Annotated in this window: 31 protein-coding genes and 3 pseudogenes; 18 read left to right on the top strand and 16 right to left on the bottom strand. The window is 68.4% G+C overall.

Features of this window, described 5'->3' with window-relative positions:
- Positions 1-2: 2 nt before the first annotated feature.
- The 5 genes from HD597_RS00575 (at position 3) to HD597_RS00595 (ending at position 5,269) form a co-directional block, all read left to right on the top strand.
- Entirely contained in the window at positions 3-1,049 is a 1,047-nt protein-coding gene (locus HD597_RS00575; RefSeq protein ID WP_253739525.1) for a substrate-binding domain-containing protein, read from the top strand.
- Positions 1,050-1,153: 104 nt separating this feature from the next.
- Entirely contained in the window at positions 1,154-2,461 is a 1,308-nt protein-coding gene (locus HD597_RS00580; protein WP_253739527.1) for an ABC transporter substrate-binding protein, read from the top strand.
- 65 nt (positions 2,462-2,526) lie between these two features.
- The gene (locus HD597_RS00585; protein WP_253739529.1) at positions 2,527-3,414 is read left to right on the top strand and encodes a carbohydrate ABC transporter permease; all 888 of its coding nucleotides are present in this window, start codon (positions 2,527-2,529) and stop codon (positions 3,412-3,414) included.
- Positions 3,411-4,250, top strand: coding sequence for a carbohydrate ABC transporter permease (locus HD597_RS00590; protein ID WP_253739530.1), 840 nt, complete (start codon positions 3,411-3,413; stop codon positions 4,248-4,250). Before HD597_RS00585 ends, HD597_RS00590 begins: the two co-directional genes overlap by 4 nt.
- On the top strand, positions 4,247-5,269 hold the full coding sequence (locus HD597_RS00595) for a hydroxyacid dehydrogenase (RefSeq protein WP_253739532.1): 1,023 nt from the start codon (positions 4,247-4,249) through the stop codon (positions 5,267-5,269). The genes HD597_RS00590 and HD597_RS00595 overlap by 4 nt, the downstream gene beginning before the upstream one ends.
- Positions 5,270-5,447: 178 nt before the next feature.
- Here the strand turns inward: HD597_RS00595 and HD597_RS00600 are convergent, their stop codons facing one another.
- Complete coding sequence (locus tag HD597_RS00600) at positions 5,448-5,747, bottom strand: dihydrofolate reductase family protein (RefSeq protein WP_253739534.1); 300 nt, start codon at positions 5,745-5,747, stop codon at positions 5,448-5,450.
- 52 nt (positions 5,748-5,799) lie between these two features.
- Between HD597_RS00600 and HD597_RS00605 the strand changes: the two genes are divergently transcribed.
- Positions 5,800-6,252, top strand: a complete 453-nt coding sequence (locus HD597_RS00605; RefSeq protein WP_253739536.1) for a winged helix-turn-helix transcriptional regulator — start codon at positions 5,800-5,802, stop codon at positions 6,250-6,252.
- A 448-nt stretch (positions 6,253-6,700) separates the two neighbouring features.
- Here HD597_RS00605 and HD597_RS00610 read toward each other — a convergent pair whose 3' ends face one another.
- Both HD597_RS00610 and HD597_RS00615 read right to left on the bottom strand, forming a co-directional pair.
- Positions 6,701-7,255: a hypothetical protein gene (locus HD597_RS00610; protein ID WP_253739537.1), complete on the bottom strand. Its 555-nt coding sequence runs from the start codon at positions 7,253-7,255 to the stop codon at positions 6,701-6,703.
- Between the two features lie 206 nt (positions 7,256-7,461).
- A complete protein-coding gene (locus tag HD597_RS00615) occupies positions 7,462-7,632 on the bottom strand; it encodes a hypothetical protein (protein WP_253739538.1) in 171 nt (56 codons plus the stop codon).
- Between the two features lie 115 nt (positions 7,633-7,747).
- On the opposite strand from HD597_RS00615, the gene HD597_RS67300 reads away from it, so the two are divergent.
- Positions 7,748-8,089 carry an abortive infection family protein gene (locus HD597_RS67300; protein ID WP_504928475.1) on the top strand — a complete coding sequence of 114 codons (342 nt, stop codon included), beginning with the start codon at positions 7,748-7,750 and terminating at the stop codon, positions 8,087-8,089.
- Here HD597_RS67300 and HD597_RS00620 read toward each other — a convergent pair.
- From HD597_RS00620 to HD597_RS00640, 6 genes are all read right to left on the bottom strand, one after another.
- Positions 7,987-8,499 (bottom strand): GNAT family N-acetyltransferase, encoded by a 513-nt coding sequence (locus HD597_RS00620; protein ID WP_253739540.1) that lies wholly within the window; start codon positions 8,497-8,499, stop codon positions 7,987-7,989. The two genes, HD597_RS67300 and HD597_RS00620, sit on opposite strands and share 103 nt — an antisense overlap.
- A gap of 74 nt (positions 8,500-8,573) precedes the next feature.
- Positions 8,574-8,747: a hypothetical protein gene (locus HD597_RS00625; RefSeq protein WP_253739542.1), complete on the bottom strand. Its 174-nt coding sequence runs from the start codon at positions 8,745-8,747 to the stop codon at positions 8,574-8,576.
- Positions 8,748-9,003: 256 nt separating this feature from the next.
- Positions 9,004-9,189, bottom strand: a complete 186-nt coding sequence (locus HD597_RS66470) for a DUF4193 family protein (RefSeq protein ID WP_372513318.1) — start codon at positions 9,187-9,189, stop codon at positions 9,004-9,006.
- 335 nt (positions 9,190-9,524) lie between these two features.
- Positions 9,525-10,331 carry a hypothetical protein gene (locus HD597_RS00630; RefSeq protein WP_253739544.1) on the bottom strand — a complete coding sequence of 269 codons (807 nt, stop codon included), beginning with the start codon at positions 10,329-10,331 and terminating at the stop codon, positions 9,525-9,527.
- 104 nt (positions 10,332-10,435) lie between these two features.
- Positions 10,436-10,981, bottom strand: a complete 546-nt coding sequence (locus tag HD597_RS00635) for an RNA polymerase sigma factor (RefSeq protein WP_253739546.1) — start codon at positions 10,979-10,981, stop codon at positions 10,436-10,438.
- Positions 10,982-11,135: 154 nt separating this feature from the next.
- Entirely contained in the window at positions 11,136-11,969 is an 834-nt protein-coding gene (locus HD597_RS00640) for an IS5 family transposase (protein WP_308210557.1), read from the bottom strand.
- A 27-nt stretch (positions 11,970-11,996) separates the two neighbouring features.
- Here HD597_RS00640 and HD597_RS00645 point away from each other — a divergent pair, with 27 nt between their 5' ends.
- From HD597_RS00645 to HD597_RS00660, 4 genes are all read left to right on the top strand, one after another.
- Positions 11,997-13,226: a tyrosine-type recombinase/integrase gene (locus tag HD597_RS00645; RefSeq protein WP_253739548.1), complete on the top strand. Its 1,230-nt coding sequence runs from the start codon at positions 11,997-11,999 to the stop codon at positions 13,224-13,226.
- Positions 13,223-13,864: a hypothetical protein gene (locus HD597_RS00650; protein ID WP_253739549.1), complete on the top strand. Its 642-nt coding sequence runs from the start codon at positions 13,223-13,225 to the stop codon at positions 13,862-13,864. The genes HD597_RS00645 and HD597_RS00650 overlap by 4 nt, the downstream gene beginning before the upstream one ends.
- Positions 13,865-13,940: 76 nt before the next feature.
- Complete coding sequence (locus HD597_RS00655) at positions 13,941-15,716, top strand: tyrosine-type recombinase/integrase (RefSeq protein WP_253739550.1); 1,776 nt, start codon at positions 13,941-13,943, stop codon at positions 15,714-15,716.
- 142 nt (positions 15,717-15,858) lie between these two features.
- Positions 15,859-17,214, top strand: coding sequence for a hypothetical protein (locus HD597_RS00660; protein ID WP_253739551.1), 1,356 nt, complete (start codon positions 15,859-15,861; stop codon positions 17,212-17,214).
- A gap of 108 nt (positions 17,215-17,322) precedes the next feature.
- On the opposite strand, the gene HD597_RS00665 is transcribed toward HD597_RS00660, so the two are convergent.
- From HD597_RS00665 to HD597_RS00680, 5 genes and pseudogenes are all read right to left on the bottom strand, one after another.
- Entirely contained in the window at positions 17,323-17,739 is a 417-nt protein-coding gene (locus tag HD597_RS00665) for a hypothetical protein (RefSeq protein ID WP_253739552.1), read from the bottom strand.
- 3 nt (positions 17,740-17,742) lie between these two features.
- A pseudogene (locus tag HD597_RS00670) lies at positions 17,743-18,186 on the bottom strand (DUF6192 family protein); the annotation flags it as partial.
- 79 nt (positions 18,187-18,265) lie between these two features.
- Positions 18,266-18,334 (bottom strand): annotated as a pseudogene (locus HD597_RS66475) (hypothetical protein); the annotation flags it as partial.
- Positions 18,327-18,830 carry a hypothetical protein gene (locus tag HD597_RS65645; RefSeq protein ID WP_253739554.1) on the bottom strand — a complete coding sequence of 168 codons (504 nt, stop codon included), beginning with the start codon at positions 18,828-18,830 and terminating at the stop codon, positions 18,327-18,329. The gene HD597_RS65645 and the pseudogene HD597_RS66475, both read right to left, overlap by 8 nt.
- Complete coding sequence (locus HD597_RS00680) at positions 18,778-19,458, bottom strand: tetratricopeptide repeat protein (RefSeq protein WP_253739555.1); 681 nt, start codon at positions 19,456-19,458, stop codon at positions 18,778-18,780. The genes HD597_RS65645 and HD597_RS00680 overlap by 53 nt, the downstream gene beginning before the upstream one ends.
- A 42-nt stretch (positions 19,459-19,500) precedes the next feature.
- Between HD597_RS00680 and HD597_RS00685 the strand changes: the two genes are divergently transcribed.
- The 4 genes from HD597_RS00685 (at position 19,501) to HD597_RS00700 (ending at position 21,810) form a co-directional block, all read left to right on the top strand.
- Positions 19,501-19,659: a hypothetical protein gene (locus HD597_RS00685; protein ID WP_253739557.1), complete on the top strand. Its 159-nt coding sequence runs from the start codon at positions 19,501-19,503 to the stop codon at positions 19,657-19,659.
- A 465-nt stretch (positions 19,660-20,124) separates the two neighbouring features.
- Positions 20,125-20,994, top strand: a complete 870-nt coding sequence (locus HD597_RS00690) for an FAD-dependent monooxygenase (RefSeq protein ID WP_253739559.1) — start codon at positions 20,125-20,127, stop codon at positions 20,992-20,994.
- On the top strand, positions 20,991-21,308 hold the full coding sequence (locus HD597_RS00695) for a Rossmann-fold NAD(P)-binding domain-containing protein (protein WP_253739560.1): 318 nt from the start codon (positions 20,991-20,993) through the stop codon (positions 21,306-21,308). The genes HD597_RS00690 and HD597_RS00695 overlap by 4 nt, the downstream gene beginning before the upstream one ends.
- A 289-nt stretch (positions 21,309-21,597) precedes the next feature.
- Complete coding sequence (locus HD597_RS00700) at positions 21,598-21,810, top strand: hypothetical protein (protein ID WP_253739562.1); 213 nt, start codon at positions 21,598-21,600, stop codon at positions 21,808-21,810.
- Between the two features lie 174 nt (positions 21,811-21,984).
- Here the strand turns inward: HD597_RS00700 and HD597_RS00705 are convergent, their stop codons facing one another.
- Positions 21,985-22,944, bottom strand: a complete 960-nt coding sequence (locus tag HD597_RS00705) for an NADP-dependent oxidoreductase (RefSeq protein ID WP_253739563.1) — start codon at positions 22,942-22,944, stop codon at positions 21,985-21,987.
- Positions 22,945-23,052: 108 nt separating this feature from the next.
- Here HD597_RS00705 and HD597_RS64125 point away from each other — a divergent pair, with 108 nt between their 5' ends.
- The 3 genes and pseudogenes from HD597_RS64125 to HD597_RS00715 all read left to right on the top strand — a co-directional run bounded on the left by HD597_RS64125 (position 23,053) and on the right by HD597_RS00715 (position 24,819).
- Positions 23,053-23,454 carry a winged helix-turn-helix transcriptional regulator gene (locus HD597_RS64125; RefSeq protein ID WP_308210541.1) on the top strand — a complete coding sequence of 134 codons (402 nt, stop codon included), beginning with the start codon at positions 23,053-23,055 and terminating at the stop codon, positions 23,452-23,454.
- Between the two features lie 197 nt (positions 23,455-23,651).
- Positions 23,652-23,801 (top strand): annotated as a pseudogene (locus HD597_RS66480) (transposase family protein); the annotation flags it as partial.
- A 34-nt stretch (positions 23,802-23,835) separates the two neighbouring features.
- On the top strand, positions 23,836-24,819 hold the full coding sequence (locus tag HD597_RS00715; RefSeq protein ID WP_253739564.1) for a transposase: 984 nt from the start codon (positions 23,836-23,838) through the stop codon (positions 24,817-24,819).
- A gap of 271 nt (positions 24,820-25,090) precedes the next feature.
- Here HD597_RS00715 and HD597_RS00720 read toward each other — a convergent pair whose 3' ends face one another.
- Entirely contained in the window at positions 25,091-26,773 is a 1,683-nt protein-coding gene (locus HD597_RS00720) for a hypothetical protein (RefSeq protein ID WP_253739565.1), read from the bottom strand.
- Positions 26,774-26,840 lie beyond the last annotated feature (67 nt).

The following is a 26,840-nucleotide window of genomic DNA, read 5'->3' on the forward strand; positions in this document are numbered from 1 at the left end:
CTGTGTCCGTCGAGCAGCGTCACCGACTCATCCTCCGTCAGCTTCGCGACCGGGGCTCGATCCGCCTGACCGAGCTGGTCGAGGTGCTGGGCGTCTCGGCGGTCACTCTGCGCAGGGACGTCGAACATCTGGCCGAGCAGGGCCTGCTGGTCCGGGTGCACGGCGGCGTCACGCTCCCGCCGGAAGCCGAGCGGGCCCCGGCCGGTCAGGCCGCCGCCGGGCTGACCATCGGCATGCTGGTGCCGTCGGCCCACTACTACTACCCCGGGGTGATCAAGGGGGCGCAGGAGCGGGCGGCCCAGGCCGGGGCGCGGCTGGTGCTGGGGATCTCCCGCTACGAGGACGAGGAGGACCGCGCCCAGGTGCGCCAGCTCGCCGAGGGCGGCGTCGACGGGCTGTTGCTGACCCCGAGCAGGCAGCCGGACGACTCGCACGTCGCCTGGCTGGCCGGGCTGCACGTGCCGGCCGTGCTGGTGGAGCGGCGCATCGAGCTGGCCGGCCCCGCCTCGATGCTCGACTCGGTGGCCTCCGACCACGCCCACGGCGCCTACCTCGGCGTACGCCACCTGGCCGAGCTGGGACACCGCCGGCTCGCGCTGGTCGCCTACCAGAGCCCGACCACGCCGAGGATCAAGGCGGGCGTGCTGGCCGGGGCCGCCGCCCTGGGCCTGGAGCCGCCGAAGGAGCTCGTCATCGACCGCGAGCGCCCCGTGGAGCAGCTCATCGAGCGGGTGCTGCGGCTGGTGCGGCGGGACGGCGTGAGCGGGCTGGTCGTGCACAACGACGAGGACGCGCTGACGCTGGTGCGCCAGCTCGCAGCGGCCGGCGTGCAGATCCCCGGCGAGGTGTCGCTGGTGGCCTACGACGATGAGGTGGCGAGCTTCTGCTCGCCCTCGCTCACGGCGGTCGCGCCACCGAAGCTGCACGTCGGCCGGTGTGCCGTGGACATGCTGATCATGCGGATCGCCGAGGGCCCCGCCACCCCCGGGCGCCACCTGGCGCTGCTGCCCGAGCTGCGCGCCCGCGAGTCCTCGGCGGCCCCGCGCTGACGAGGCTTCGAAGCTATTTCGTTATGATCGATTCGATCGTAACGACTGGACAGCCGCCGAGGAGTGAGCGAATGATGCTCTAGCGATCGACTCGGAGGTCTGTGATGAAACGGAAGCACGTCGCTGGTGTGGCCGGGCTGGTGCTGGCGGCCACGGTGCTGGCGGGCTGCGGCAGCGGAGAGGCTGGCGGCGGGGAGGGCAAGCCCGCGGCCGGCCCCGAGCGGATCGTGTTCTGGGGCTGGGCCAAGGGCACCAAGGAAGTGGTCGACGCCTTCAACAAGGCGCACACCGACATCCAGGTCACCTTCGAGGAGATCCCCTCGGGCAACGCCGGCGGCTACGCCAAGTTCTCCAACGCCATCAAGGCGGGCAACGCGCCCGACCTGATGTCGGTGGAGTACCCGCAGGTGCCCGACTTCGTCACGCAGGGCGCGCTGGAGGACATCACCGCCCAGGCCGCGGACGTCAAACCCCGATACCCCGCCAGCGTCTTCCAGCTCGTCGAGCTGGGCGGAAAGACCTGGTCGCTGCCGCTGGACGCCGCGCCGCAGGTCTTCATCTACCGCAAGGACCTGTTCGCCAAGCACAACATCGAGGCGCCGAAGACCTGGGACGACTTCAGGGCCGCCGCGCAGCAGGTGAAGAAGGCCGACGAAGGAGCCCGCATCGGCAGCTTCTTCCCCGACGACCCCAACCTGCTGGCCACCTTCGCCTGGCAGGCCGGCGGCAAGTGGTTCGGCTCCGACGGCGACGCCTGGAAGATCACCATCGACGACGAGCCCACGAAGAAGGTCGCCGCCTACTGGCAGGACCTGATCAAGAACGACTTGGTCAAGGTGCAGCCCACCTTCAGCCAGGAGTGGATCTCCTCCATCGCCAAGGACGAGGTGTGGGGCTACCTCGGCGCCAACTGGTCGGCCGGCATGATCAAGAGCAACAACGCCCCGCAGAGCGGCAAGTGGACGGTCGCGCCCGCCCCGAACTGGGGAACGCCCGCCAGCGGCATGTTCGGCGGCACCACCTACGCCGTCAGCAAGGGCAGCAAGCACATCGAGGCCGCCGTCAAGGTCGCCAAGTGGTTCACCGGCGCACCCGAGGCGTGGCAGGCCCGGCTCGGCTCCGGCACCTCCAGCGCTTTCCCGGCCCAGGCCGAGCTCGTACCGGTCGCCTCCACGAGCTTCGACACCGCCTTCTACGGCGGCCAGGACATCTACCAGGTCTTCCGCGACTCCTACGACACCATCCAGAGCGGCTGGGCGTGGGGGCCCAGCATGGTGCAGGTGCTGACCTCCTTCAAGGACCGGCTCGGGCAGGTCTCCGGCGGCACGACCACCGTGCCCGACGTGCTCACCCAGGTGCAGGCCGACACGGTCGCCGAGGTCAAGGGACGCGGGCTGGCCGTCGCCCCCTAGAGCCCGCCGCACCCCCGCCGCCCGCCGCGGACACGCCGCGGCGAGCGCCGCTTGGAAGGAAACCGATGTCCCCCACCACGCGATCGAGCGGCGGGCGCTGGGCGGTCCTGCTGCTCACCGCGCCGTTCTTCGTGCTGTTCACCGCCGTCGTCCTGGCCCCGCTCGGATACGCGCTCTGGCTGAGCCTGTTCAAGGAGCAGTCGTCCGGGCTGGGGTTCGGCGGCGCCGAGAGCGTCTTCGCCGGCCTCGGCAACTACCTCGCCACCCTGGCCAACCCCGCCTTCCTCGACGGCTTCACCGTCGTCGCGCTGTACGCCGTCCTCTACATCCCGCTCATGCTCGGCGGTGCGCTCGCGCTGGCACTGCTGCTCGACTCCGGCGCCGCGATCGCGCGCAGGTTCTTCCAGCTCGCGCTGTTCATGCCGCACGTGGTGCCCGGCGTGATCGCCGGCCTGATCTGGCTGTACCTGTACCTGCCCGGCATCAGCCCCATCGTGGCCGCGCTCCGCGACGGCGGCATCGCCTGGGACTTCCTCGGCGAGCACGCGCTCAGCTCCGTGGTCAACGTCGCCGTGTGGGAATGGATCGGCTACAACATGATCATCTTCTTCGCCGCGCTGCAGGCCGTCCCGCGCGAGGTGCTGGAGGCGGCCACGATCGACGGCGCCGGCCCGGTGCGGGTGGCACTGCGGGTCAAGCTGCCCCTCATCAAGGGCGCGGTCATCACGGCGCTGCTGTTCACCATCATCGGCTCCCTGCAGCTGTTCAACGAGCCGATGGTCATGGACGGCGTCAGCGACGGCATCGTCAGCACCTGGACCCCGAACATGTACGCCTACGCCGAGGCCTTCGGCAAGAACGACGTCGGCCAGGCCGCCGCCGCCTCGCTCCTGCTCGCCGTGCTGGCCGCCGTCCTGTCCTACTTCGTCACCACGTGGGGGAACAAGAAGTGACCTCCCGCCTCATGTCCAGGACGGCGGTCAACGTCTTCCTGCTGGTCGCCGCCGTCTACACGCTGCTGCCGCTGACCTGGCTGCTGTTCGCCTCGACCAAGTCCCTGTCCGACCTGTACTCCACCCCCGGCTTCGCCTTCGCCGAGATCGACCTCGGCGCCAACCTCACCGCCGTGGCCTCCGAGAGCGACGGCATCTTCTTCCGCTGGTACCTCAACAGCCTCCTGTACGCCGGCGGCGGCGCCGCGCTCGGCGCGCTCATCAGCGTCGCCTGCGGCTGCGCCTTCGACAAGTACGACTGGCGGGGCAAGGAGCGCCTGTTCGGCGTGGTCCTGCTCGGCGTGCTGGTGCCCACCACCGCCACCGCGATCCCGCTGTACCTGCTGGCCGCCGAGGCCGGGGTGGTCAACTCGTTCTGGTCGGTGTTCATCCCGGCGCTCGTCCACCCCTTCGGCGTCTACCTGGCCCGCGTCCTGTCCACCGGATACGTGCCCGGCGAGGTGCTGGAGGCGGCCCGATCCGACGGCGCCAGCGAACTGCGCACCTTCGTCTCGGTTGCGCTGCCCATGCTCAAGGCCGCGTACGTGACGATCTTCCTGTTCCAGTTCACCGGCATCTGGAACAACTTCTTCCTGCCCCTGGTGATGCTGTCGGACCAGCATCTGTTCCCGCTCAGCCTGGGCCTGTACTCCTGGAACACCCAGGTGACCTCCTTCCCCGAGTACAGCACCCTGGTGATCACCGGATCGCTGCTGTCGGTGGTGCCGCTGCTGCTGGTCTTCGTGTTCCTGCAGCGGTTCTGGCGGGCCGGGATGACGGCGGGCAGCGTCAAGTGAGCACTTCTTCGGGGGACAACATGATCGACAAGCCCAGGACCCTGCTGGCCATGGGCCGGCGGGTGGGCGAGCGGCTGCTCACCGCACCGGTGCGCGAGCGGCTGGTCCAGGTCGCCGACGTGGATCCGTACCTGGTGGCCGACGACTTCACCGACCCCCGCGCGCGGGCGGCGCTGGCCGAGGCGGAGGTCCTCTACACCAGCTGGGGCTGCCCGCCGATCACCGCCGACGTGCTGGCCGCGGCCCCCCGGCTGCGGGCGGTCGTGCACGCGGCCGGATCGGTCAAGCTCCACGTCACCCAGGCGTGCTGGCAACGCGGCCTGCTGGTGTCCTCGGCCGCCTCGGCCAACGCCGAACCGGTCGCCGAGTACACGCTCGCCGCCATCCTGTTCGCCGGCAAGCGGGTGCTGGAGATCGCCCGCCTCTATCGCGAGCACCGGGGCGAGCTCGACTGGGACGCCCGCTTCCCCGGCTTCGGCAACTACCGCAGGACGGTGGGCATCGTCGGCGCCTCCAGGATCGGACGCCGGGTGATCGAGCTGCTGCGGCCGTTCGAGCTGGACGTACTCGTCGCCGACCCGTACCTGACCGACGACCTGGGGGTGCCGCACGTGGAGCTCGACGAGCTCCTCGCCCGCAGCGACGTGGTCAGCCTGCACGCGCCCGCGCTGCCCGAGACCCGGCACCTGATCGACGCCGCCAGACTGGCGCGCATGCGCGACGGCGCGACCCTGATCAACACGGCCAGAGGCGTCCTGGTCGACCAGGAGGCGCTGACCGCCGAGCTGGCCGCCGGCCGCCTGTACGCGGTGATCGACCACACCGAGCCGGAGGTCCTATCGGCCGACTCACCCCTGTATGACCTGCCGCACGTCCTGCTCACCCCGCACATCGCCGGATCGCTCGGCGGCGAGTTGGCCCGCATGGCGGAGCTGGCCCTGGACGAGCTGTCCCGCTACGCCCGCGGGCTGCCCTTCGAGCACGGGGTGGCGGCCGAGGCCCTGGCCCGGATCGCCTGACCAGGGTTGTGCCGCGCCGCCGCGGCCAAGCGGCTCGGCACGGCAGGTGACGAGCATGACACCATGCAGGAGCTCCAGGTGATCTCCGGCCACACGAGATGCCTCCTCCCGAGCACGCCGCCGCGGTGGCGATGTGCTCACGGCGGACCCATCGAGGACGTAAGCAAGGTTGGAGTCGTCACTGGCCCTGCCACACAGGTGTGCGCTTCCCGACGAAGGCGCGCGGCTGCTCCTCGGCGTCCGCAGCCCTCAGAACCGCCGCCGTCTGGGCGGCGGTCCGTTCCCAGGCCCGTTGCGGCTGGATCGTGATCTCCCGCACCGGCCGGTGGCTGAGAAGCATCAAGCGGGCTGCCGGGTGCGGGCTGCCGCCGCCGAAGCGGCCGGAGTCCTCGTAGGCGTTGCGTCCCGCGACGATCGCGCCGACGCGTCCGGCGAGGGCGTCGAAGACGCGGCTCGGAGTTCCTTGAGGAGACTCCATGACCGTAGCACTTTGAGTTCCCTGAGGGAACCCCGATTGCTAGAATGCCCGCATGCAACGCACGAACTTCGGGGAGATGGCCTGCTCCATCGCGCGCACCCTCGACGTGATCGGGGAGCCCTGGTCGCCGCTGATCCTGCGCGACGTGTGGGTCGGCATGAACCGGTTCGACCAACTCCAAGCCGACCTCGGGATCTCCCGCAAGGTGCTGACCGAACGCCTCAACCACCTGATCGGCCACGGCGTGCTGGAGCGCCGCCCCTACGACAACCGGCCCCGCTACGAGTACCACCTGACCACCAAGGGCACCGAGCTCGTCGACCTGCTCATGGTCATGACCGGCTGGGGAGACAGGTGGCTCGCGGGCGAGGCCGGGCCGCCGGTGCTCTACCGCCATCACGCGTGCGGCGAGACCAGCCAGGTCGACCTGCGCTGCGCCCACTGCGGCGAGCCGATGCACGCCGGCGACATCGACCCGCTGCCGGGCCCCGGCTCGGCCGGCTGACCACGGCTGTTCTGTCGTCCGCTGCTGCTATAGATTGCGCCATCACCTGATCTTCAAAGGAAGCAGGATGTCCGATGGCATCAGTGACCGAGACCGGCCCGCGAAGTGCAGCGGTCACCGGTCAGCCGCGTTTCAGCACGCAGGTCACAGGGAGATGCGCTGCACTCGGCGATTTCATGATGACGCCTGTTGCCTGGTGTGCGTCTTCGCTGGCCTGTGTTGGCGGCGGGACCGGCGGTCGATGGCGGCGCGGCGGACCTCCTCGTCACGGCGGTCTTAGCGGACAGCGGTGACCGGGGGGTGTAGACGCTGGAGGGCGTGGGCGATGGCCAGGGCGACACGGCGTTCAGCAGCTCGCTGATGAAGGCGCGGCGGAAGTCGTGCGATTCGCCGAGCCGTTCCGGCCTGCGTGCTGCGCATGGTGAGCTCGTGGCGGACGTCTGGCCGGTCAGATGGGCTGTGCCCATGCTGGTCGCGGCGGATGCGTCGGGCACGCGAAGTGAACAGCGGGAATAGGCCACCCCGGCCCCGGCCGCGCCCGGCCAGCCAGTTTCTCCAGCCAGGCGGCGGTGGTGGAGGTGAGGAAGACGCGCCGTTCCCTGCGGCCCTTGCCGCGCACCTGCAGCGAGCGGTGTGCGGAGTTTCTGTCCGCCGTGACGGCCCCGACCGACCGCACCAAGAGCCCGTTAGGGTGCAATACCACCCGGGTGATCCAGGCGGAGATCCTGGCGGCGTGCATCGGCGTGGCAGCCAGTCTCATCATGGGCCCGATGTCGACTTCGCGACTTTTGCGGCTGCGGAGCAGTCGCCGGAACTGACCGCCTGCCGCGAGCCCGAATTCGACCGCGCCGCAGGGGTGTCGCGGAATCAACGCTTTGCTGGCGCCGCTTGTGCGTTCTGATGTGTGCAGCACATTGATCACGAAGCCAGCGGCATCCAGCCGCAGCGGATCGGGCCACTGGTCGAGTCGGTGTTCGATGGCACCATCGTGCACAGTGGCCACATCATGCTGACCTCTGCGGCCGAGGCGAGGGTTCCACAAGGTTCCGCACAGCGCGGTCCCGGACGTACGGTCCGCCGGAATCATGGGTACTGGCAGGGATCTTCCTGCGTGACATGCCACCGCCACGCTCTCCGTCCACCTGCCAGATCACACTATGCTATTAGCACCTATCGGGCGAACGATGACGTCACGGCGTTCTGGGGCCGTCAGCCGCAGGGCTGACCGTTGTACGGCATGCCGCCGCACTCCGCGCTGACGGACGAAGCGTTACCCGTTCCGGCCACGGCGCCGGCCGGCGCGGCGAGCAGCATGACGGCGCCCAGGCCGAGCGCCACGCCGGCCAGCGCAGGCCTTTTCCAGTCTCGTATATTGCGCATATATTGCTCCTTTTTGTCGGCTCAACGCCGACGCTTTCGGACTGTCAGCGGATCATATTGAGCAAAAGGGGAGGTGTGTAGCATTATTCCTGCCAACATTGGCCGGTAAATCGCCGTGCTCGGGTCCGGGACGACTCCACATTCCACGTCAGAGCGCGGTCCGGCACCTGGTGCAGATGGGCGTGAGCCGCCACGATGGGAGCGCTGCGGACCCTCACCACTTCATGACACACCCGGAGCCGAGCAACACGACGATCCTGCCCTCGTCATCGGCGCCGCCAAGGAATTCATCGAAAGCACCGCCAAGCTGGTCCTGCACGAACTCGGCCACACCATCGACCCTCGCGCCGACATTCAGGAGCTCATCCGCGAAGCACAGAAGGCGCTGTTGCTGCAGCCGAACAGAGCAGCCGGCCCGGACGGCATCGACGCCGTCAACCCCTGCGTCAGGTTGTAGCTGGCCACCTGTGGGAAGTGGCAGTGACGGCGCACCCACTGGACGCCGAGCTGGGCGGCTCGATCGACTGCCCACCACGCCATCAGCGTCCCCGGCTTGCGCGAGCGGAGCGCCGGATCGGTGATCGACCCCGACAAGTACAGGGCGGCCTCGGCCCGCTCCTCGTCCGTCCACCCCCACGGCGGGCCCTGATCCTGCACCACCATCTGCCCGGCCACGCCGTGCTCGGCCCCTTCCAGGATCCACACGTCCCCGTCCGGGTTCTCGCACTGGCCGACCAGCTCGTCCACGCTGGCCCGCCAGCTCGGCAGGCCGCGCTCCTCCATCCACTGGCAGCGCGCGTGAATCATCCGCGTGACGGCCGGTCGATCGGCTGCGGTGGCGGGACGCATCACGAACGTCTCTGTCACACCGGTCACAGTAGCCGCCGCTCGTGCGCCCGTGAGGGGGAACGACACGATGGTCTTGACGCCCCGAACAGGGTTCAGGCGACCCGAGGCGGCGCCGGCACCTTGCGCAGCATGCCCGCCCGGTAGAACTCCTCCACGACGGCGCAGGAGATCGTCAACCTAGCCGACCTGCGCGAGGTCGACGACGCCGGCGGCGAGGAGACCGCCTGATGGTCACGTGGTGTAGCCGGGATGGCCAGGGAGAGCACCTACTGTGCGTCACCTGCCGCAGGGACGCGGGGAGGACAGGACCGCCGTGGGGTGAGAGGGGCCGGCGCTACCGTCGATCCTGCGCCGGCAGCCCCCTTCGGCTCCGCCTACTCCCGCAGGACACCAGCGGATCGCGGCGGCCCGTGGGCCCGGGAGCAGCCCAGCCCGGATGTCTGGGCTGCCGAGAGCAGTGGTGGGCAGATCCAGTGAAGATCGGTCCATCCTCCCCGGCACCAACAGCGCTCGGCGTCTCGCTCAGGCGGCGCACTCCAGGCAAAGGTGCTGATCGTCTCGCCCGGGCGCGCGCTGGCTACGGTGGTGCACCAGGAAGCAGCGGCTTTCGCCGATCTGTCGGCCCTCCCTCCGCGCCTGTCGAACCGCTGGCGAGACGGTGGCGAGGTCAGATTTCGGCGGGGTTGAGAAGGTGTCTCTAATCCCCAACCGTCAGTGATCGTTAGGGAGACGCCAAAGACCTTGTCTGCCGCCGAGGAAGGCACGCAATGGGCGGCATCATCCTCGGCGAAGCACACGCCTGAATTCACCGCGTTGCCGGTGAGGACTGCCAGAGCCGGGTGCGCATCTGTGACGCCACACCCGGCTCTTGGAGTTCGACAACAAGCTGTTGCAGGCTTACCGCTGGTCAGCTCTGCGGATCGACAGACGGTTGATTCCAAGCACGAAAGGCATACGCGCGCGCGGCGGCCACTGACGCGCCCTGGCCTTGACGCGGTTGGCCATGCTGGAGGGGTATAGCCGTCGAGGCTCTCAGCGGCTGTTCAGCAGGCGATAGGAGGGTAGGTGTCCCCGTGATGACGGCAGAATTCTGGGGGCGGGGTCGCGCCGGGCCCAGGTAGGACATGCATGATGATCGCGCCGTCGTTGTACGTTTCCACGCTCGCCACTGCCCAGGCGGGATCGATGCGAGAAGCAGGGATCTCCCCCTCGAATCCCTCCGTCGAGAAGCCCACCCCCTCCTTCAGCGGCCAATCGATGGTGTAGATCACTCGCAGGCCGCGCTCGCGAGCGATCCGTACGACCTCGGCTGCCGTTTTGCCGTCGATCTGCACCCCGGCCAGGACTTCACCCGGGAGCGTCGCATCGACCGACGCCACGTACGGCTCACCCGGCCGGGCGGGGCGGCCGAGCCTGAACTCCGCAGGCCCCGTCAGTTCCGCGCTGACGCGCATGCTGCCCAGGCATCCCCCGACGCGCTCGGCGCACTCCGCGGAGCGGTACGAGGTCTGGATGCCTCCGTTGCGGACAAGGGAGAAGTACGGGAACGGATCTCGGGGCGAGACGGGCACCAGCGTCACGCTGACGTCCAGGCCGACGCTTCGGAAAGCCTTCCGCAGGCTTTCCGGGTCCGGATCGCCCTTGGTGAAGTAGAAGACGTAGTCGTTGCCATCGCGGTCGACCGTCACGGCCTCTCCGGCGTACACCTCGTCCGGGGCGCCGAGGATCGAGGGGCCGACCGTCATGGCGACCGCCATCAGCGCGGTCGCCACTGCACCGAGCAGCAGCCGCCTGGCGCGCCGCGGTGCCCGTACCCGATCTTGCACCGGCGGTACGGGATCGGTCGCCATGAGCTGGAGCTGGGCCAGTAGCGCGTCCGCCGCAGGGGAGTGTGAGGCCCCCGCCAAGTCGTCGTACAGGATCCGTGCCTTGCCGCGGAACAGCTGATCCTCGTTCACTGCATCTCCTCTCGGATGAGCGGCCGGTTGACGCGCATGGCCGGCGTTCCCGGCCGTTCCAGCGCCTTGACGAAGCGTTGACGCGCTCGGTGCAGGCGGATGCGTACCGCGTTGCGTGAACACCCCAGCACCTGGGCGATCTGCCCGGTGTCGAGCTCTTCCCAGATCGCCAGGGCGAGCAGTTCACGGTCGTCGTCGCTGAGCTGGCTCATGGCCTCATCGACTGCGTCGAACTCGGAGGCCGCGCTACCCACGGCGTAGAGCCGCTCCGCCTCGGCCACGAAGTCGGCATGCCAGGCTGTTCGCCGCCGCTCTCCGCGGCGATGATTGGCCATGACCTTGCCGGCCACGCCGAACAGCCACATCCGGGCGTGCTCGCCGTCAGGTAGATCGGCGATGCGCCGCCAGGCGATCAGATAGGTCTCCGCCACCACGTCCGCCGCGTCCTCGGCGCGGTCACACCGCCGTACGGCATATCCGAGCAGATGATCGTAGGTACTGCGGTAAACGGACTCGAACCGGGCGCGGTCGTCTTCATCCACCTGTCCTCCTTGTCGTTCACGGCCTTGCACCCATCACGTGTCCGCGCGAACTTCTGGAATTTCACCACCGCCCCGGTTTTTATGGGCAGCAGGAGTACGGTGCAGCCATCGAGCAGGAGCACGAGGCGGTCTCCGAAGCGCTAACGGCACCTCTTCAGGCGGCTCGCGGCGCAGGCGTCGGCTTTCGGGTCCATGCCGGCGGCCTTTTCCTGGTCAGCCGCCTGGTCATGAGCGTGATCGCGACGACAGTCAGGTGGGCTTCGCTGTGCGAGGGCTTGCGTTCGAAATCGATCACGTTGCGGCGGGCGTTCATCAGCCACGAGAGAGACCTCTCGACGATCCACCTTCTCGCTAGTACTTTGAACCCGGTCTGACCTGGCCGTTTAGTTACGATCTTCAAGGTGAGGTGAAGGAAGCGGCGGGCCCACTCGACCAGCGTCCCGGTGTAGGCGCTGTCGCCCCAGATGAGGGTGAGTTGCGGGTGCAGCATCCGCAGCCGGGCCAGTAACTCCCGGGCGGCGTCGCGGTCGGGCTGTCCGGCGGCTGTGACCATGACCATCATGAGCAGGCCGAAGGTGTCCACGACCAGGTGGCGCTTTCTCCCCGGCACCTTTTTCCCTGCGTCAAACGAGCGTGAGCGGCCGGTGACGGTGGCTGCGGCGCGCACCGACTGGGAGTCGATGACGCCAGCGACCGGGTTGGGGCAGCGCCCGGCGCGCAACCGGATGGCGCGGCGAAGTTCATCACGGATCCGGTTGAAGACCCCGGCCCTGGTCCAGCGGCTGAAGAAGCCGAACACGGTCTGGTAAGGCGGAAAGTCCGCGGGCAGGGCCCTCCATTTGCAGGCGTTGTCGGTCACGTACCGGATCGCGTCGATGATGTCGCGGCGGTGGTGCTTTTCCGGTCGGCCGCCTGTGCGCGTCTGGCAGGCGGGCACTGGCAGGAGGGGCCTATTAACTGAACTAAGAATGACATCGTTGCAGCTCAGATGGGGGTTGTGCTACGTTCCTCCGCCATGCGCGATCCGAACGATCAGCGGGACATTGCAGCGCTTCTCGTACCCGACGTCGGTCAGCTCGTAGAGACCGGGGAGAAGTGGGAGCCGTATCGGCTCGTCGACGGGGCCGGTGTGGTGGTCGAGCCGGCCGCAGCGTTCTTCGCGGACCTTCAGGCGGCTGACCGATCGGTCTCGACGATCGGTTCCTATGGCCACGACCTGCTGCGCTGGTGGCGCTTCCTGGCTGCGATCGGAGTCGCGTGGGACAAGGCGGTGCAGGTCGATGCTCGGGACTTCGCGCGGTGGATGCAGATCGCGGACAAGCCGTCACGAGGCCGGCGCCGTTCGACGCCGGGCAGGGTGAATCCTGTGACGGGGAAGCCGGCACCGGGCCGGAAGTTCGCCCCGTCGACCAGAGCGCATGCCGAGACGGTGCTGCGGGCCTTCTACGACTTCCACCTCGAGGTCGGGTGCGGCCCGATCATCAACCCGTTTCCACTCAATCGGTCGCGAAGGGCGAACCGAGCGAACGCGAATCACAACTTCTTGGATCCGTTCCGGAACGAGCGGCAGGGTCGCTACCGGCCGAAGGTGCCCAAGCGGATCCCGCGACGGATCCCCGATGAGCAGTTCAACAACCTGTTCGCGGGGCTGACCCACCACCGGGATCGGGCGTTGCTGGCGTTCTGGGTCTCGACCGCCGCGCGGGCGGAAGAACTGCTGACAGCGCGACAGGGCCATGTCGATCCCGGGCAGCAGCTCGTGGCGGTGGTCCGCAAGGGCAGCAGGGCGGTTCAGCAGCTGCCGGTCTCTCCAGATGCCTTCGTCTGGCTGCGGCTCTACCAGGAAGAACTCTGGCGCAAGGGCGCTCCTCGCAGCCGCAGCGAGCCGTTGTGGTTCACGCTTCGCCGTCCATGGCGCGAGCTCGCCTATCCGGCCGCTCGCGCCATGTTCGCGCGCGCCCAGATTCTGCTCGGCTCGAACTGGACGCTCCATGATCTCCGCCATACCGCGGCCTACCGGATGGCACAGGACCCCGCGATGCCGTTAACCGACATCCAGTGGATCCTCGGACACGCGCACCTGAGTACCACGCAGATCTACACCACACCGACCCAGGAAGACGTCGTGGCCAGCGCGCTGGCCCATTACCGGCGGCAGGCCGAACGCCGGACGGTATCCGGCCCGCCGCCGAGCACGGGCTATAACCCGGACTCCCTGCAGGTCCTCTTCGGAGGCCGTTCGTGATGGCCGCGGTCAGGTCCGCCATCCAGCCGGCGTGGCTGGGAGCCGATCCCACACAGTTTCAGGGGGAGGCGGCGCGCAGGCTGCTCACCCAGTTCCCGCCCAGGACACGGCCTTCCACCTGGTCGGCAACTGAGGAGACTCAGCAAGAGGTTCTCGCCAGGATCGACCGGCCCCCGATGCGGGCACGTGTGAAGACCACGCACGAGGGCCGTCGCTATGGCGCACGCTGGATCCTGAGCTGGCTGGAGACCTTCCCCGGGACGACCTGGCAGGATCGGTGGCAGGTCAGCCCGGCGAACGACCTCGGTTTCCGCTGGGTGGACCCGGTGATGGCCTGGATGAGCGAGCACGGTGAGAAGCCGCGTGAGGAGGGCCTGCGCTCGGGGCTGCTCTGCCTGCTGGTCGCCGACGTGATCAGGCCAGATCTTGAGTTCATGCTGAAGATCGTCCGCAGCAAGTATTGGCGAGAAGCGGTCGTCCAGCATCGGGACCCGGCAGGTTTCGCCCGCATCGAGGAATCCGCTGACCCGGTGCTGCTGGCCTCCAGACTCGGCCTATTGGCCTGTTCCCAGATCGCAACGATTGCAGTGGCCAAGGGGGGGCGGAGTCGCCGACGTCACAGTTGGCGACTGCCTTGAACTGCGGCACGTCGAGCTTCAGATTCTCGGGCGTGGTGGTGACAGCCGCTCCCTGTTCTACTCGCTGCTCAAGGACATGGGCCAGTTCCCGGACGACGCGCCGACTACTCTTCGGGCGGTCACGTTGTTCTCCGGGCAGCTCACCGTTGATCAGCTCGTCGACCGCTACCGGCTGCAATGCCAGCCGGTCCGTGATCTCATCGTCGACTACCTTGCCGAACGGCGGCCAGCCCTGGACTACGCCACCTTCGAGGATCTCGCCCGGGTCCTGGCCCTGCACTTCTGGAAGAACCTGGAGGATTTGCAGCCGGGCATCGACTTGCTGCACCTGGACCGAGGGCTTATAGCGGCCTGGAAGGAACGATTACGCACCAAGGTCACCAGACGCCGGCTTCCAGACGGCCGGATGGTCGAGGTGAGCAGTCCCAGAGCCAGCTATGCCGCGCTCTTGGGCTGGGTCAGGGCCTTCTATCTCGACATCGCCCAGTGGGCTCTGGAGGACCCAGCTCGCTGGGGCCCGTGGGCGGCGCCCAGTCCGGTCAGCTCCACCGAGATCACCTACAAGAAGGACATCACGCGGCGCAAAGCGCGGATGGACCAGCGCACCAGGGAGCGGCTGCCGATGCTGCCCACCCTGATACGGACAGCCGAGGAGCGGCTCCACGCGGCGCGGATCCGGCTCGCTGCCCTCCGCGCGGCCGGGGGCGGTGATTCCTTCGCCGTCCTCGTTGAGACGTTCGTCAAGGCCAGCCGCGCCAACCGGCTCGACAGCAGCGGCTCCTCCTGCGCCTTCGACGAGTCCGGATCCCGCCGCAACCTCGTCCAGGACGAGCATCGCGCGTTCTGGGGCTGGGCCGCGATCGAGTTTCTCCGCCACACGGGGGTCCGGATCGAGGAGATGCTCGAGACCAGCCACCACAGCATTACCCAATACACCCTGCCTGTCACCGGCGAGCTCATCCCTCTTCTGCAGATCGCGCCGTCCAAAACCGATGAAGAACGGCTCCTGGTCATCAGCCCTGAGCTTGCTGACGTCCTCAGCGCGGTCGTCAGCCGGGTCCGCGGCACTGACGGAGCCGTTCCGCTGATCCCCTTCTACGACAGCCTGGAGAAGGTCTGGAACGCCCCTGCTCCGCTGCTCTTCCAATGGACCAGCGGCGGGCAGCGCCGGGCCGTCTCCGGGAACACGATCCGCAAGGCGATCAACGAAGCCCTGCTGGCCTCGGGCCTGACCGACGCCTCGGGGCGACCTCTGACGCATACGCCCCACGACTTTCGAAGGCTCTTCACCACCGAAGCGATCATGAACGGGATGCCACCTCACATCGCCCAACTGCTGCTCGGGCACAAGGACATCAACACCACGATGGGCTACAAGGCAGTTTATCCTGAGGAGGCGATCACCGGCCACCGCGCCTTCATCGCTCGCCGACGGGCTCTGCGGCCCAGCGAGGAATACCGCACCCCCACAGACGAGGAATGGTCAGAGTTCCTCGGCCATTTCGAACGCCGCAAGGTCGCCCTCGGGGACTGCGGGCGAGCCTATGGGACCAGCTGCCAGCATGAACATTCCTGTGTTCGCTGTCCCGTTCTTCGCCTGGACCCAGTTCAGCGGCCCCGGCTTGAGGAAATCCGCGACAACCTGAACGCCCGGATCGCCGAGGCCGAACGCGAGGGCTGGCTCGGTGAAGCTGAAGGCCTTCGCGTCAGCCTCGCCGCAGCCGAGGGCAAGCTCACCCAACTCGACGAGCGGACCCGCCGCGCGGCCACCATCAACCTAGGCATGCCAACCTTCCTAGACATCGCCGGCCGCACTGCCACCCTTCCTAGCGCCAGGCCAGGAGTCTGTTGAACGCCAGCGCGAAGGGGGTCTGACGAAGCACCACATAACTCATCATCAGCCAGTTGCTTCGAGGCGGACGCAAAGCCGCAAGCGGGACTAGTGTGACCATCGCTCAGCCCCGGTCGGGCGAGCAGAAGGAGGATCAACACGCATGGCCTTGAACTTCGACGCCCGCATGGCGCCCCGCAACCACGCCGAGCTCAAGAAGCTGGTGCAGGCGGTCCGCGAAGCAAGCAAGGCCGATGAGACATTCTGGCTGGAATGGAAGTCCGATCTTGACCTGAACCCAGCGGATAGGGCCGACAAGAGTGGTCGCGCACACGTGGCCCGGGCCATCATTGGCTTCGCCAACCGCATGCCCGACGCGGCTGCCAGGTTTGTTGAAGGTTACGGGCTCCTCCTGGCCGGAGTGAGCCACGAGAGCATGAAGGGTGTCACTCAGCACGACATCACCGAGTTGGTTCGCTGGATTGAGCCCTACGTCGGCGAAGAGGTCCGCTGGCAGCCGACCTATGTCGAAGTTGAAGGCGACAGTGGACCCGTCTCCATCCTGGTCATCGCCATCGATCCACCCCGTTGGGGCGACCCGATCTTCTGCATGCGCAAAGAAGCGCCATCACCGTCGCGGGACAAGAGCATCCCTGAGGCCACGATCTTTGTCCGTCGGATCGCCGGGACAACGGACCGCGCCAGAGCTGTTGATCTTGATGCGCTCAGTGAAAGGCTGCTTCGCCGGGTGCCCACGCTGGATTTGGAGGTGGTGCTGCTACAGGGGTCCGCTGTCCCCGTGACCTCCTCCGAGGCCGACATAGAGAAGATGCTGCACTATTTGGAGGAACAGGCACTGAAACCTCTGAGAGAACACGAGGAACGGTCAGGCTCCATCTATAACACCAGCATGATGTCGTTCATCGAATCGCGTTCGCCTCAACGTTACCGGCAGGAGGTGAGCCGCTACCTGGAAAAATGCCGCATCGTGCTGCCTGAAGCTGTTGATGAAACGGCTGCTGCCATCCTCAACCCCGTCGTGATGCGTCTGAGAAACCGAACCGACACGCCCCTGTTGAGCGTCCAAGTCGTCCTTCACATCCACGGGGACGTGCGCGCTCTGGAGAACGAGGAAGGCGATCAGATCAGGTTGGAGTATTTCGAGCGCGCCTTGCCTGAGCTTCATCGATTCGGCGACGGCCCCCAATACGCCTTCCAAGCGGGAAACTACCCTGCCCTTCGGTCCGCCCTGGCCGGACCGTCGATCCGGATCGACAACTCCGGCCCAGTGACCATTTACCTGCCCCCTGTCGAGCTCCGTCCGAGGCAACATGTTGATCTGGAGCCCTTCGTTCTTGTCGCAGGTGAGACTGCCGTCGAAGACATATCCGTGGAGTGGATCGCGACCGCGACGAACATGGATGGGCTGTTGAGCGGCCAGTTCGTCCTAAACTGTGACGAGCCCCGATCCTTCCTCAGCTTGCTCGCCGCTGATCCGCGTCCTGACCGAGATCGATGATCTGAACCTGTTAGCCTGCCTCACCCAATTTCCTAGTTCAGAGAAGGCTCGATTAGCGCCCACTCCTCATCGCTGGTGTCGGACGGATAACGGTGCGGGCGCATCGGCTCACGCTCGCCCGGCCTTGTTGAGCAGAGCCAGCGCCGCCTGCACCACGTTGAGCTGGCCCAGCACCAGGTTGACCCACTCCTCCTCCGGCCGGGCGGCCGCGTGTGGTGCGACCGTCGCCGACAGCAGGCGGCTGATCCGGGTCAGTTCGGTGCGCATCCGCGAGCGCTCGTAGGCGATCCAGTCATCGGGCTGGGAGGAGAAGCGGTAGCCGTCGTCCGGCGTCCAGATCAGTGGGGTCAAGTGGGCCATCGCCGAGACCTCCCGGATGTAGAGGATGCCCTTGCGGACCTGATAGAGGCTCAGTTTGGTGGCGCCCACCAACTGGTGGGCGGTCAGCCCGGCCGGGCGGGCCTCCAGCAGCGCGAGACGAACCTGGTCGCCGCAGACGTTGGCGGCCAGGCCCCTGGAGGGCATGGCCTACTCGCCGCGCAGCAGCCGGGCCAGGCCCTCGTCCAGGCTCACGTCGCCGGACTCGACGGCCGCCTCCAGCCAGTCGGCGGTCGCGCGTACCCGGCCGAGATTGCGTGCCACGGTGGCCTTCTCCTCGGCGGTGAAGGCATGCCCGCGCAGCGTCGGCAGCACCCGGCCCACCGCGGCCACGAACGCCGAGCACGCGCCGACCAGCTCGACGAAATCGCGGCTACGCTCGATCCGGGGCAGCGCCGGGGTACGCTCCCGGACCGCCTCGCCGGCCTGCCGGGCCTGGTCGACCTGCGCACGGTTGACCAGGTGCCGGGCGGTGGTGTCGGTCATCGCCTTGAAGGCGACCTCTGGGCGGCGTAGCAGATCCGTCGCCACGGCGGCGGCGACCTGCTCGACTCGGGCCAGGTCGTGGATGCGCTCCACCTTCTGCTGCACCGAGGTGGTGTCGGCGAACTTCTGGTCGACGGCCTGCTTGGCGGCCGTGTCGGTCCACCCGGTGCGTCCTGGTGCGCTGGTCCAGTGGAGGCTTGGTGATGCGCTCCCACCGCTCCTGCTCGTCGCGGAGCGAGGCCAGCGTCTTATGAATGTAGTACGGGACCCCTGCCTGGCGGTGCTGGGCCGGCCAGCGGGGCGAACCCGGTGGTGAACGCCTGTTCGCCGATGGCGGCCCGGACCGTGGCGGTGATCCGACCGACGTCGCCGCGTTCGGCGCGCGGTAGCGGAGCGCCCACCGAGTCCCGGCAGGCGGACGCCGCGCCGAGCAGTGCGGCCGCCTGCTCATGCCGCCCGTTGAGAGCATGCGCTGCCGCCAGCCCCTCGATGGCCAGAACGACCGCGCGCAGGTCGCCGTTGCGGCGTGCGATGGCCAGGCTCTCCAGGTGCAGAGCCAGGGCGGCCGCGGCGTTGCCACGCTGTTCGGACGTGAAGCCGAGCTCGGCCGAGATCGGCGCGGAACCGGACGCGGACGACAGCTTGGCGTAGCGGCCTTGCACGCTTCGCAGCAGCTGCTCGGCGAGCTCGAAGTCAGCCTCACGGCGTGTCGCCAGCGCCAGCCCGAGTTCGGCGTGCAGTTCCCCGTACACGTAGCCTTGTTCGGCGGCCAGGCGGCGGGCCCGCTCGTGGAACTCCCTGGAGCGGGCGTGCTGCCCGGTGAGCAGGGCGATGTGGCCCCAGGCCGATCAGGCGGTCGGCGACGCTGGGCCACAGGCCCAGCTCCTCGGCCAGCCGGAGCCCGTCGCCGTGCAGCCGCTCGGCGCGTTCGTAGTCACCCTTGATCTCGGCCAGCGACGCGAGCGGCTGGACGGTCTGCAGGTGTCCCCATCGATCGCCGAGGCCGCGGAAGAGCTCCAGGCTCTGGCCGCCGAAGTCGCCGGCTTCGGCCAGGTTTCCTCGGAGCATCGCCTGGCCGGCCCGGATCGCTAGCGTCGCGGCGATCCCCCAGCGGTCGCCGAGAGCACGAAATTCCTTCAGCGCCTGCCTCATGGCGTTCTCGCTGTCGGCCAGGTCGCCACCGGGCGCGTACTGGATGAACCCGCGCAACCAGGCCGCCAGCGCTCGTACCGCCGGGTCGCCGGAGATCTCCTGCGGCACGGGCGAGGCGCGCACGCCGGCGTCGGTCAGCGATGCGAAGCCGGCGTGCCAGATCGTCGCCCTGGCCCGGGGGCCGGCTGATCCGCCGCCTGCGATGGCCAGAGCCTTGCCCAGCGACAATCGGGCCTCGGCGTAGCGTCCGCGCAGGAACCAGTACCACGCTTGCGCGTTGACCAGCCGGAGCGCCTGCTCGGCGGCGCCGACATCGATCGCGAAGTCCAGCGCCGCCCGCAGATTGGCGGTCTCGGCGTCCAGGCGTTCGAGCCAGACCCGCTGGTCATGCCCCCGTACGGTTCGGCACGCTCGGCGAACGCGGTGTAGTAGCGCAGGTGTCTCTGCCGGGCAGCCGCCGTCTCCTCCGCCTCGGCCAGACGTTCGAGGCCGTAGGCGGTTACGGATTCCAGCAGCCGATACCGTGGCGCGGTCATCACCAGCGAGGCGTCCACCAGGCCGGCGAGCGCCTCCAGCACCTGCCCGGCCTCGTCGGCGCAGCGGCGGTGTTCCCTTCCGGCTCCGCAGCCTGCGGCACGGCTTCCCACCCTCGCAACCGTGCTCTCGCCCCGGCTCCGCCACCCCTGGTGGGCGAGTTGCGGCCCGCCTGACAGATCTTTTGCTGGCGCAAAACATCTTCAGCCAGGCCGCAACCACACGGTTGCCAGGCCAGTCCGCCGCACCGCCGACGGCTCAAGCGCCGGAAGGGGCCACCCCGCCCCAGCCCACCACAGCGGCCGGGCACCGTAACCGCCTTCCGGCAGCCCCTTCCCTCGCACCCCCTCAGGAGCTGCCATGATCCCGCTCGTCCCGCCCTCCCCGACGTCGCCCACGACGCCCGCCGGCGAGCCCCAGCCGTCGATCGCCATCGTCGGCGGCTCGATCACCGGCCCCGCCCTCGCCCTGCTGCTCCACCAGGCCGGCTTCACCCGCGTGAGCGTCCTGGAAGCCTCCCCGACCCCGTACGCCCAATCCGGCGGCGTCATCGGACTCGACCACGTCTCCCTGGCCACCCTCGACGCCCTCGGCATCTCCCAGGAGGAGTTGGTGCCGTTCCCCAGCGAACGCGTCACCGCCATCCACATCGCCGACCGCCGCGAGACCCGGCGCAGCCACTTCGTCCACCCCGGCCGCAACACCGGCTGGCACCAGCTCAACACCGCCCTGCTCAACCGCCTCCCCGGCGGATGGCTGCAGCCCGGCCGCCGCGTCCGCGCCCTGCGCGCCGCCGACGACGGCACCGCGCTGCTCGACCTCGCCGGCGCCACCCCCCTGCGCGCCGACGTGGTCGTGTTCGCCGACGGGCGCCGCTCCCTCGGCCGCCGCCTGCTCGACCCCTCCCGGCCCCTGCGCTACGCCGGCTACGTCGCCTGGCGCGGCCAGCTCCCCGGCCACCTGCCCGGACAGCTGCCGGACCTGTGCGCCTTCACCCGCTTTGAACCGGCCAGCAGCCAGTTCAACCTCTTCCCCATCCTGCGCAAGGACGGCACCACCGCGGTCGACTGGACCCTCTACCTCAACATGACCAGCCGGCACTTCCGCCACCTGATCGGCTACGACCCCACCGAGCACACCTACCTCCTGCCCCACCAGATCGGCACGGCCGCCCGCACCGTCGTCCTAGCGGAGGCGGAACGGCTGCTACCCCACCGGCCGCCGCGATGATCAGCGCCACCGGCGAGTGGAACGCCGCCCCCGTCCTGGACATCGACCCGCCCCAACGCATGCTCCACGCCGTGGGGGAGACGCCGGTGATCCTGCTCGGCGACACCCTGGCCCCCGTGCTCCCGCACACCGGCCGCGGCGCCAACCACGGCATCCACCAGGCCCACGGCCTGGCCATCGCCCTCAGCCAGCACCTCCACCACGGCGCCGACCTCGACGCCGCCCTGGCCGGATGGCAGGAACGCTTCCTGCCCGCCGTCCACCACGCACTCCACCTCGGCCCCTACCTGGCGCCGCCATGGGCCTCGGACTGAACCCCGCACCGGTTCCAGCCTAAGCGATCACTACGGCCAGCCCGGGACCTCCACCCGGGCTGGCACGTCCACCTCGCGCACTGCGCAGGCGGCGGGTCAATGACCGCACGACTGCGCATCGACACCGCCACCCCGACGACAGCCGGAAACGAAGCCGACCCCTCGGCCAAGGCCGCGCCGCCGTCGCCCACGCCTGGGTCTACGTGCGAACACCAGACCAAAGCGTGAACGCGTCGACGCCGCTGAGAAGTCCGCGCCGCTGACCCGGCCCGACCGCGAAGGGCCCATCATGATGCCGACCCCCGTACAAGCCGACCTCACCGAACTGCTCGGCTACCTCAGCTGCGAAGCCGTCACACCCCAAGGAGACCTCCGCGTAGTGCTCCTGCACGCCATCTCCGAACTCGCCCGCATCCTGCGCGACGACCTCCACGACGAGGAGGACCAGCGCACCCTGCCGGACAACTGTCCACGCGCAAGGCCGAGACTCACGCCAGGCTAATTGCGCCTAACAGGAGGATCCTTGTCGTGCCTTGATCTCTCGCTGTAGCCGCGCGGCAGGAGCGAGGGTGGCCAAGTGTCGGCGTACTCCTTGATGTGCAGAGGCGGGTACGAGGCCCTTTGTTGATCTGCATGTTGGGTCGTCGGCCGTTTCCTGTTGTGATCAGCGTTGGTGTCAAGAGGAGACCCTGAGCACGACCTTGCCTTGGGTGCGTCCTGTCTCGCTGATCACATGTGCGCGGGCCGCTTCTTCGAGAGGCAGCACCTCCTGGATGTCGACCTGGAGCTTGCCGCCTTCGACCAGTGCGCTGACGTCCTGCAAGTCGGCCCTGGAAGGGTTCACATAAAACTCGGTGAATCGGATGCCACGCGCTGCGGCTCGGGCGCGGGCCAGATCTCGCTGGTTGCCGGAGCCGGTCGTGCCCATCACGTTGATCAGCAGTCCTCCGGGCGTCAGGGTGTCCACGGAGCGTGGCCCGTATTCGCCGCCGACCGTGTCGAGGACTACATCGACATCGCGTACGACAGCGGCGAAATCCGTATGGGTGTAGTCGATGAGCTCGTCCGCTCCGAGCCTGTACAGGAAGGGGTGCTTGGCCGCACGCGCGGTGCCGATGACGTAGGCGCCGCGGGCCTTGGCGATCTGAACCGCGAGGTGACCGACTCCGCCGGCGGCAGCATGGATGAGTACGCGCTGCCCTGCGGTGAGCGCGGCCATGTTCACCAATGCCTGCCAGGCGGTCAGAGCTGACAGAGGCAGCGCCGCGCTCTGGATGTGATCGAGGCCGGCAGGCGGGATGGCGAGCGCATCCGCCGAGGCGACCACGTATTCCGCGTACGCGCCGTGTGGAGGGAAGACCATGCCGTAGGCCTTGTCGCCAGGCGTGAACTGGACGACCTGATCACCGACAGCCTCCACGACGCCGGCCAAATCCACTCCCACGGTGAGTGGCGGATCACCGAACACCGGCACCTTGCCGGCACGAACCTTGCAGTCCGACGCGTTGACTCCGGCTCCGTGGACCCGGACCAGCACCTCACCCCGGCCGGGCGCGGGCCGGTGAGCTTGCACCAACTCCAGTACCTCCGGGCCCCCGAAAACGCGCTGGCTCACGGCGCGCATCCACGTGGTCATCGATATTTCCTCTCTCAAGGCCAACACTTCTCGATGATGATCCTGAAAGAGGCCAGTACCATTTGGGAAGAAGGCACCCATCAGACATCTAGGTTCCCGGGAGATACTGTGAGGGCTGACGTCCTGCCAGACCTCGTCGGGCCCTACGGGCCAGACTGCCCCTCGCGCACCGTTATCGGGACGTTTGCCAACAAGTGGTCCATGCTTGTTCTCGGCATCCTCAAGCTGAACGAGCGTCCGCTACGGTTCAACGAGCTACGGCGCCGCCTTGACGGCATCACACAGAAAGTTCTCACCCGGACACTGCGTGCCCTGGAGCGCGACGGGTTGGTGCGTCGCACCGTTTACCCCACCGTGCCGCCTCGGGTGGAGTACACCCTCACCGAACTCGGGGTCAGCGCAGGGCGCCTGGCCAACGCGATCGCCGAATGGTCAGTCGTACACGTGCCCGACATCATCAAAGCACGCGAGGACTTCGATGACCGCATCACCGCGACAGGGACCCTCTAGAGTCGAAGACAGAGTTGGCTGTTGCTCGTCAGGCACGGAGCGGCGATCCTCTGCACGTTTACTGGCTCTGTCGCTGATCTTGGGACGTGGAACGATCCAGTAGTTGATCGTTTGCCGAGTGCGTTCCGGGATGCGTTGAGGAGTTACTCCCGCATTGGGCGGGGATCGTGGTCGAGGTAGTGGAGCGGGCCGCGGGGATGGTGATCCTGCACGCCCGCTGCCGAGCCGCTGAGGGGACCTGCCCACACTGCGGTGTGGCGTCGGGCCGGGTGCATGACCGGGACGTGCGGCGGCTGGCCGACGCCGCCCTGAGCGGGGTCAAGACCGTGCTGGCGGTGACGGTACGGCGCTTCAAGTGCATCAACGCCCGGGTGCTCGGCGGTGACGTTCGCCGAGCAGGTGGAAGGGCTGACCGGCCCGCACGCCCGCTACACCCCGCTGCTATGGAAGCTGCTGACGTCCGTGGCGGTGAGCATGGCCGCCCGGGCGGGCGCCCGACTGGCGGCTCGGCTCGGAATGCCGGCCGCCAAGCACACCCTGCTGCGGCTGGTCCGATCACATCCCGAGCCGCCCGTCGGGAGGGTGCGAGCCGTGGCGGTGGACGACTTCGCCCTGCGCAAGGGCGACGTCTACGCCACGATCGTGGTCGATTTGGAGGCCCGGCGTCCGGTGGAGGTGCTCCCAGGCAGGGAGGCAGGCCCGGTGGCCGCGTGGCTGACCGCCCACCCCGAGGTGGAGATCGTCACCCGGGACCGCGCCCGTGCCTACGCCGAGGCCGCCCGCACCGGAGCGCCGCAAGCCCGGCAGGTTGTTGATCGCTGGCACGTGTGGAACAACCTGACCGAAGCCGTGGAGAAGATGGTCGGCGCCCACCATGGTTGCGTTAAGCAGGCGGATGCCGAGCTGCCCGGAAACCGGGGCGAGCTCGCAGTCCCGCCTGAGCCGTCGGACGGCTACCTCGATGTCAACGGCCGCGAACGTGCTTCGGTCGCCCGGACGACCAGGCGATACACCGAGGTTCAGGAACTGGTGGCCCGAGGCCGCTCGCTCAAGAGCATCAGCCGGGATCTGAATCTCGACTACTACGTCGTGCGCCGCTACGCCCGCGCGGCCGGTCTGGAGGAGCTGCTGGTGGTTGCCACGCACCGCACCACGCTGCTGGACGCCCATAAACCGTATCTGTATGAGCGGTTCAGTCAGGGCTGTCACAAGGCGAGCCTGCTGTTTCGTGAGATCCGGGCACAGGGATACCAGGGCAGCGCGAGCCCGGTCGACCGCTACATCCGGCTGCTCCGCAAGGGCAGCATCGCGCCGCCGCCCGCCAAGCCCACGCCCAACCCCGCAAGATCACTGCATGGATCGTGACCCACCCAAACAACCTGCGTCCCGACCAGGGCCGTTCTTGAAACGGCCGGACTGAAGTTGACGGGATCCCGTCTGATCGTTGAGATCAGGCGGGATCTTGTCGTTTCAGGGGTTTCCGAATCGAGTTCGTCCTGGTTTGGGGACTGCGGAGCGGGTGCCTGGGGAGGCCCGGGTGGTGTCAGGCCGCTGGTTGAGGACAAGGGTCCGGCCGTTGGGCATGGCGAGGCCGACGGTGGGCGGGGTGCTGCGGTGGGGTGGCGGGTTTTGCGGCTTATGGGGCGGGTGGTGGCCTGCTCTGCCCTGCGGGTGGTGTGACGTCGAAGGTCCCGGTTGGAGTCTGCGGCGTGTCGGCGAGTGTGACGGGCTCGTCGTGGGGCTGGTGGATGTGGCGCCACTGGTCGAGGAAGTGGTCGTTGGCGACGGTGACGAGCAGCGCGACCAGGATGGTCTGGGCGACGCGGCCGTGGGCGAGCCGGTTCTTGGGGTCGCCGAGGTCGAGGTCGTGTCCCTTGAGTCTGCCGTTGATGCCTTCGGTGTTGGCCCGGACAGGCTTGTAGGTGCCGATCCAGGCGGGACTCAGGTAGGCGAGGTCCTGGCGGAATTTGTCGAGGTGGCCGAGATCGTCCTTGCGGACGGTGATGGTGTGCTGGCTGCAGATCTTCGGCAGTTGGTCGGCCTTCAGATCAGGTTGTGGTGGCAGGACGCGGGGTTTGGCCGCGGGGTGGGCGGCTCTCTGCCGGGTGTCGGTCAGGTCGATAGGGGTGGGGCGGCTGGGTCCGCGTTGGTGGAGGCGGTCGAAGCGGGGGCAGGTGACCGATGGGGAGGTGCCTGCTGCTGGGCACTGGTGGCGGACGGCGCCGTTCGCGTTCGCGCTCTGTTTGAGGCGCAGCAAGTACGGCTCTCGCGCGGCGATCAACGCGGCGAGCTCTTCCGAGGGTGTGCGGATGGCGGCGTCGTCCAGGCCGGTGGTGGCGTGGGCGAGCCTGTCGGGCATCAGCGGGCAGGCTGGGGAGCCGTCGATGAGCAGGGTGCCGTGGACGCTGCCCTGCACTCCCCGCTGATCCACTCTGTAGTCGAGTGCGAGCTTGTAACCGAGTTCGCGGACAGGTTGCGCGAAGTGGGCGGGTTGCTGGTCGGTGTAGGCGCGGTCGGCGACGGCGAATGCTGCGGGCATGCCGAGCGTGGCCAGGGGCTTGAGGGTGGTGATGGCGTTGGCGCCGATGCGTTTGTGCGGGGTGTCGAGGACCAGGCCGAGCGCCAGTTGCGGGAAGGAGCCGAGTGCCGAGCGGGTGCGGGCGGCGACGGTGAGCGTAGCCGAATAGCCGTACTCGGGTGGGCCGTTGCCGGCCGAGTGGTGCCAGCCTGCGGTGATCTCGGTGGAGGCGAACAGTTCGCCGGTGGAGCGGCGAGCTCGGGGTGGGCGGGCGAAGACCGGGGCGGCGGTGGTGTCAATGCCGACGTCGCCCCGGAACTGGCGGAGGTAGCCCCGGCCTTTGGCCCAGCGCACCGGGGTGAGCACCAGCGCGGTGACGATGTCCTGCAGCAGGTTCCGCTTGCGCGCGTGTGCTGGGTCGTCATCCTCCCAGGCGGTGTTCAGGACGTCGGCCTGCTGCTGGGGCAGGCGGGCGCGCCGGTCGTGACGGGCTGGATCCAGCACGGTGGTCAGCCGGTCGAAAGCCCGGTAGAAGCGGCGGGAAGAGGCGAGCACCTGGTGGACATCTGCGGGGTCGACTTCGGGCAGGCCGAGCCGGTGGCGTGTGGCGGCGCTCAGGCAGAACGCGGCGATCCGCCAGGCTTCGACGAGCGTGGCCTTGCCGGTGTGGTTGATGGACAGCAGCAGGCAGGTCAGCACTGCGGCGATGGGCAGCCCGGTCGGGCCGGGCCTCGGGCCGAGTTCGGCGTCGATCAGCGGCATGATGCCGGAGTCGTCCAGCAGCCGGGCGTAATGATCCACGACAGCGTCGGGGATCTGTGCCCTCTGCTTGGCAGGTGGCCGGGGTCGGGCGGTTCGGGCTCGGGTG

The sequence above is a fragment of the Nonomuraea thailandensis genome (genome assembly GCF_024172165.1).
GTDB lineage: Bacteria > Actinomycetota > Actinomycetes > Streptosporangiales > Streptosporangiaceae > Nonomuraea > Nonomuraea thailandensis.

Excerpts from the sequence above, each read along its gene's own strand:
- HD597_RS00580 (WP_253739527.1), top strand. The coding sequence starts at position 1,154 with ATGAAACGGAAGCACGTCGCTGGTGTGGCCGGGCTGGTGCTGGCGGCC.
- HD597_RS00585 (WP_253739529.1), top strand. The coding sequence starts at position 2,527 with ATGTCCCCCACCACGCGATCGAGCGGCGGGCGCTGGGCGGTCCTGCTG.
- HD597_RS00600 (WP_253739534.1), bottom strand. The coding sequence starts at position 5,747 with ATGGAGTCTCCTCAAGGAACTCCGAGCCGCGTCTTCGACGCCCTCGCC.
- HD597_RS00605 (WP_253739536.1), top strand. The coding sequence starts at position 5,800 with ATGCAACGCACGAACTTCGGGGAGATGGCCTGCTCCATCGCGCGCACC.
- HD597_RS00615 (WP_253739538.1), bottom strand. The coding sequence starts at position 7,632 with ATGCGCAATATACGAGACTGGAAAAGGCCTGCGCTGGCCGGCGTGGCG.
- HD597_RS00630 (WP_253739544.1), bottom strand. The coding sequence starts at position 10,331 with ATGGCGACCGATCCCGTACCGCCGGTGCAAGATCGGGTACGGGCACCG.
- HD597_RS00645 (WP_253739548.1), top strand. The coding sequence starts at position 11,997 with ATGCGCGATCCGAACGATCAGCGGGACATTGCAGCGCTTCTCGTACCC.
- HD597_RS00655 (WP_253739550.1), top strand. The coding sequence starts at position 13,941 with ATGGGCCAGTTCCCGGACGACGCGCCGACTACTCTTCGGGCGGTCACG.
- HD597_RS00660 (WP_253739551.1), top strand. The coding sequence starts at position 15,859 with ATGGCCTTGAACTTCGACGCCCGCATGGCGCCCCGCAACCACGCCGAG.
- HD597_RS00665 (WP_253739552.1), bottom strand. The coding sequence starts at position 17,739 with ATGCCCTCCAGGGGCCTGGCCGCCAACGTCTGCGGCGACCAGGTTCGT.
- HD597_RS00690 (WP_253739559.1), top strand. The coding sequence starts at position 20,125 with ATGATCCCGCTCGTCCCGCCCTCCCCGACGTCGCCCACGACGCCCGCC.
- HD597_RS00695 (WP_253739560.1), top strand. The coding sequence starts at position 20,991 with ATGATCAGCGCCACCGGCGAGTGGAACGCCGCCCCCGTCCTGGACATC.
- HD597_RS00700 (WP_253739562.1), top strand. The coding sequence starts at position 21,598 with ATGATGCCGACCCCCGTACAAGCCGACCTCACCGAACTGCTCGGCTAC.
- HD597_RS00705 (WP_253739563.1), bottom strand. The coding sequence starts at position 22,944 with ATGACCACGTGGATGCGCGCCGTGAGCCAGCGCGTTTTCGGGGGCCCG.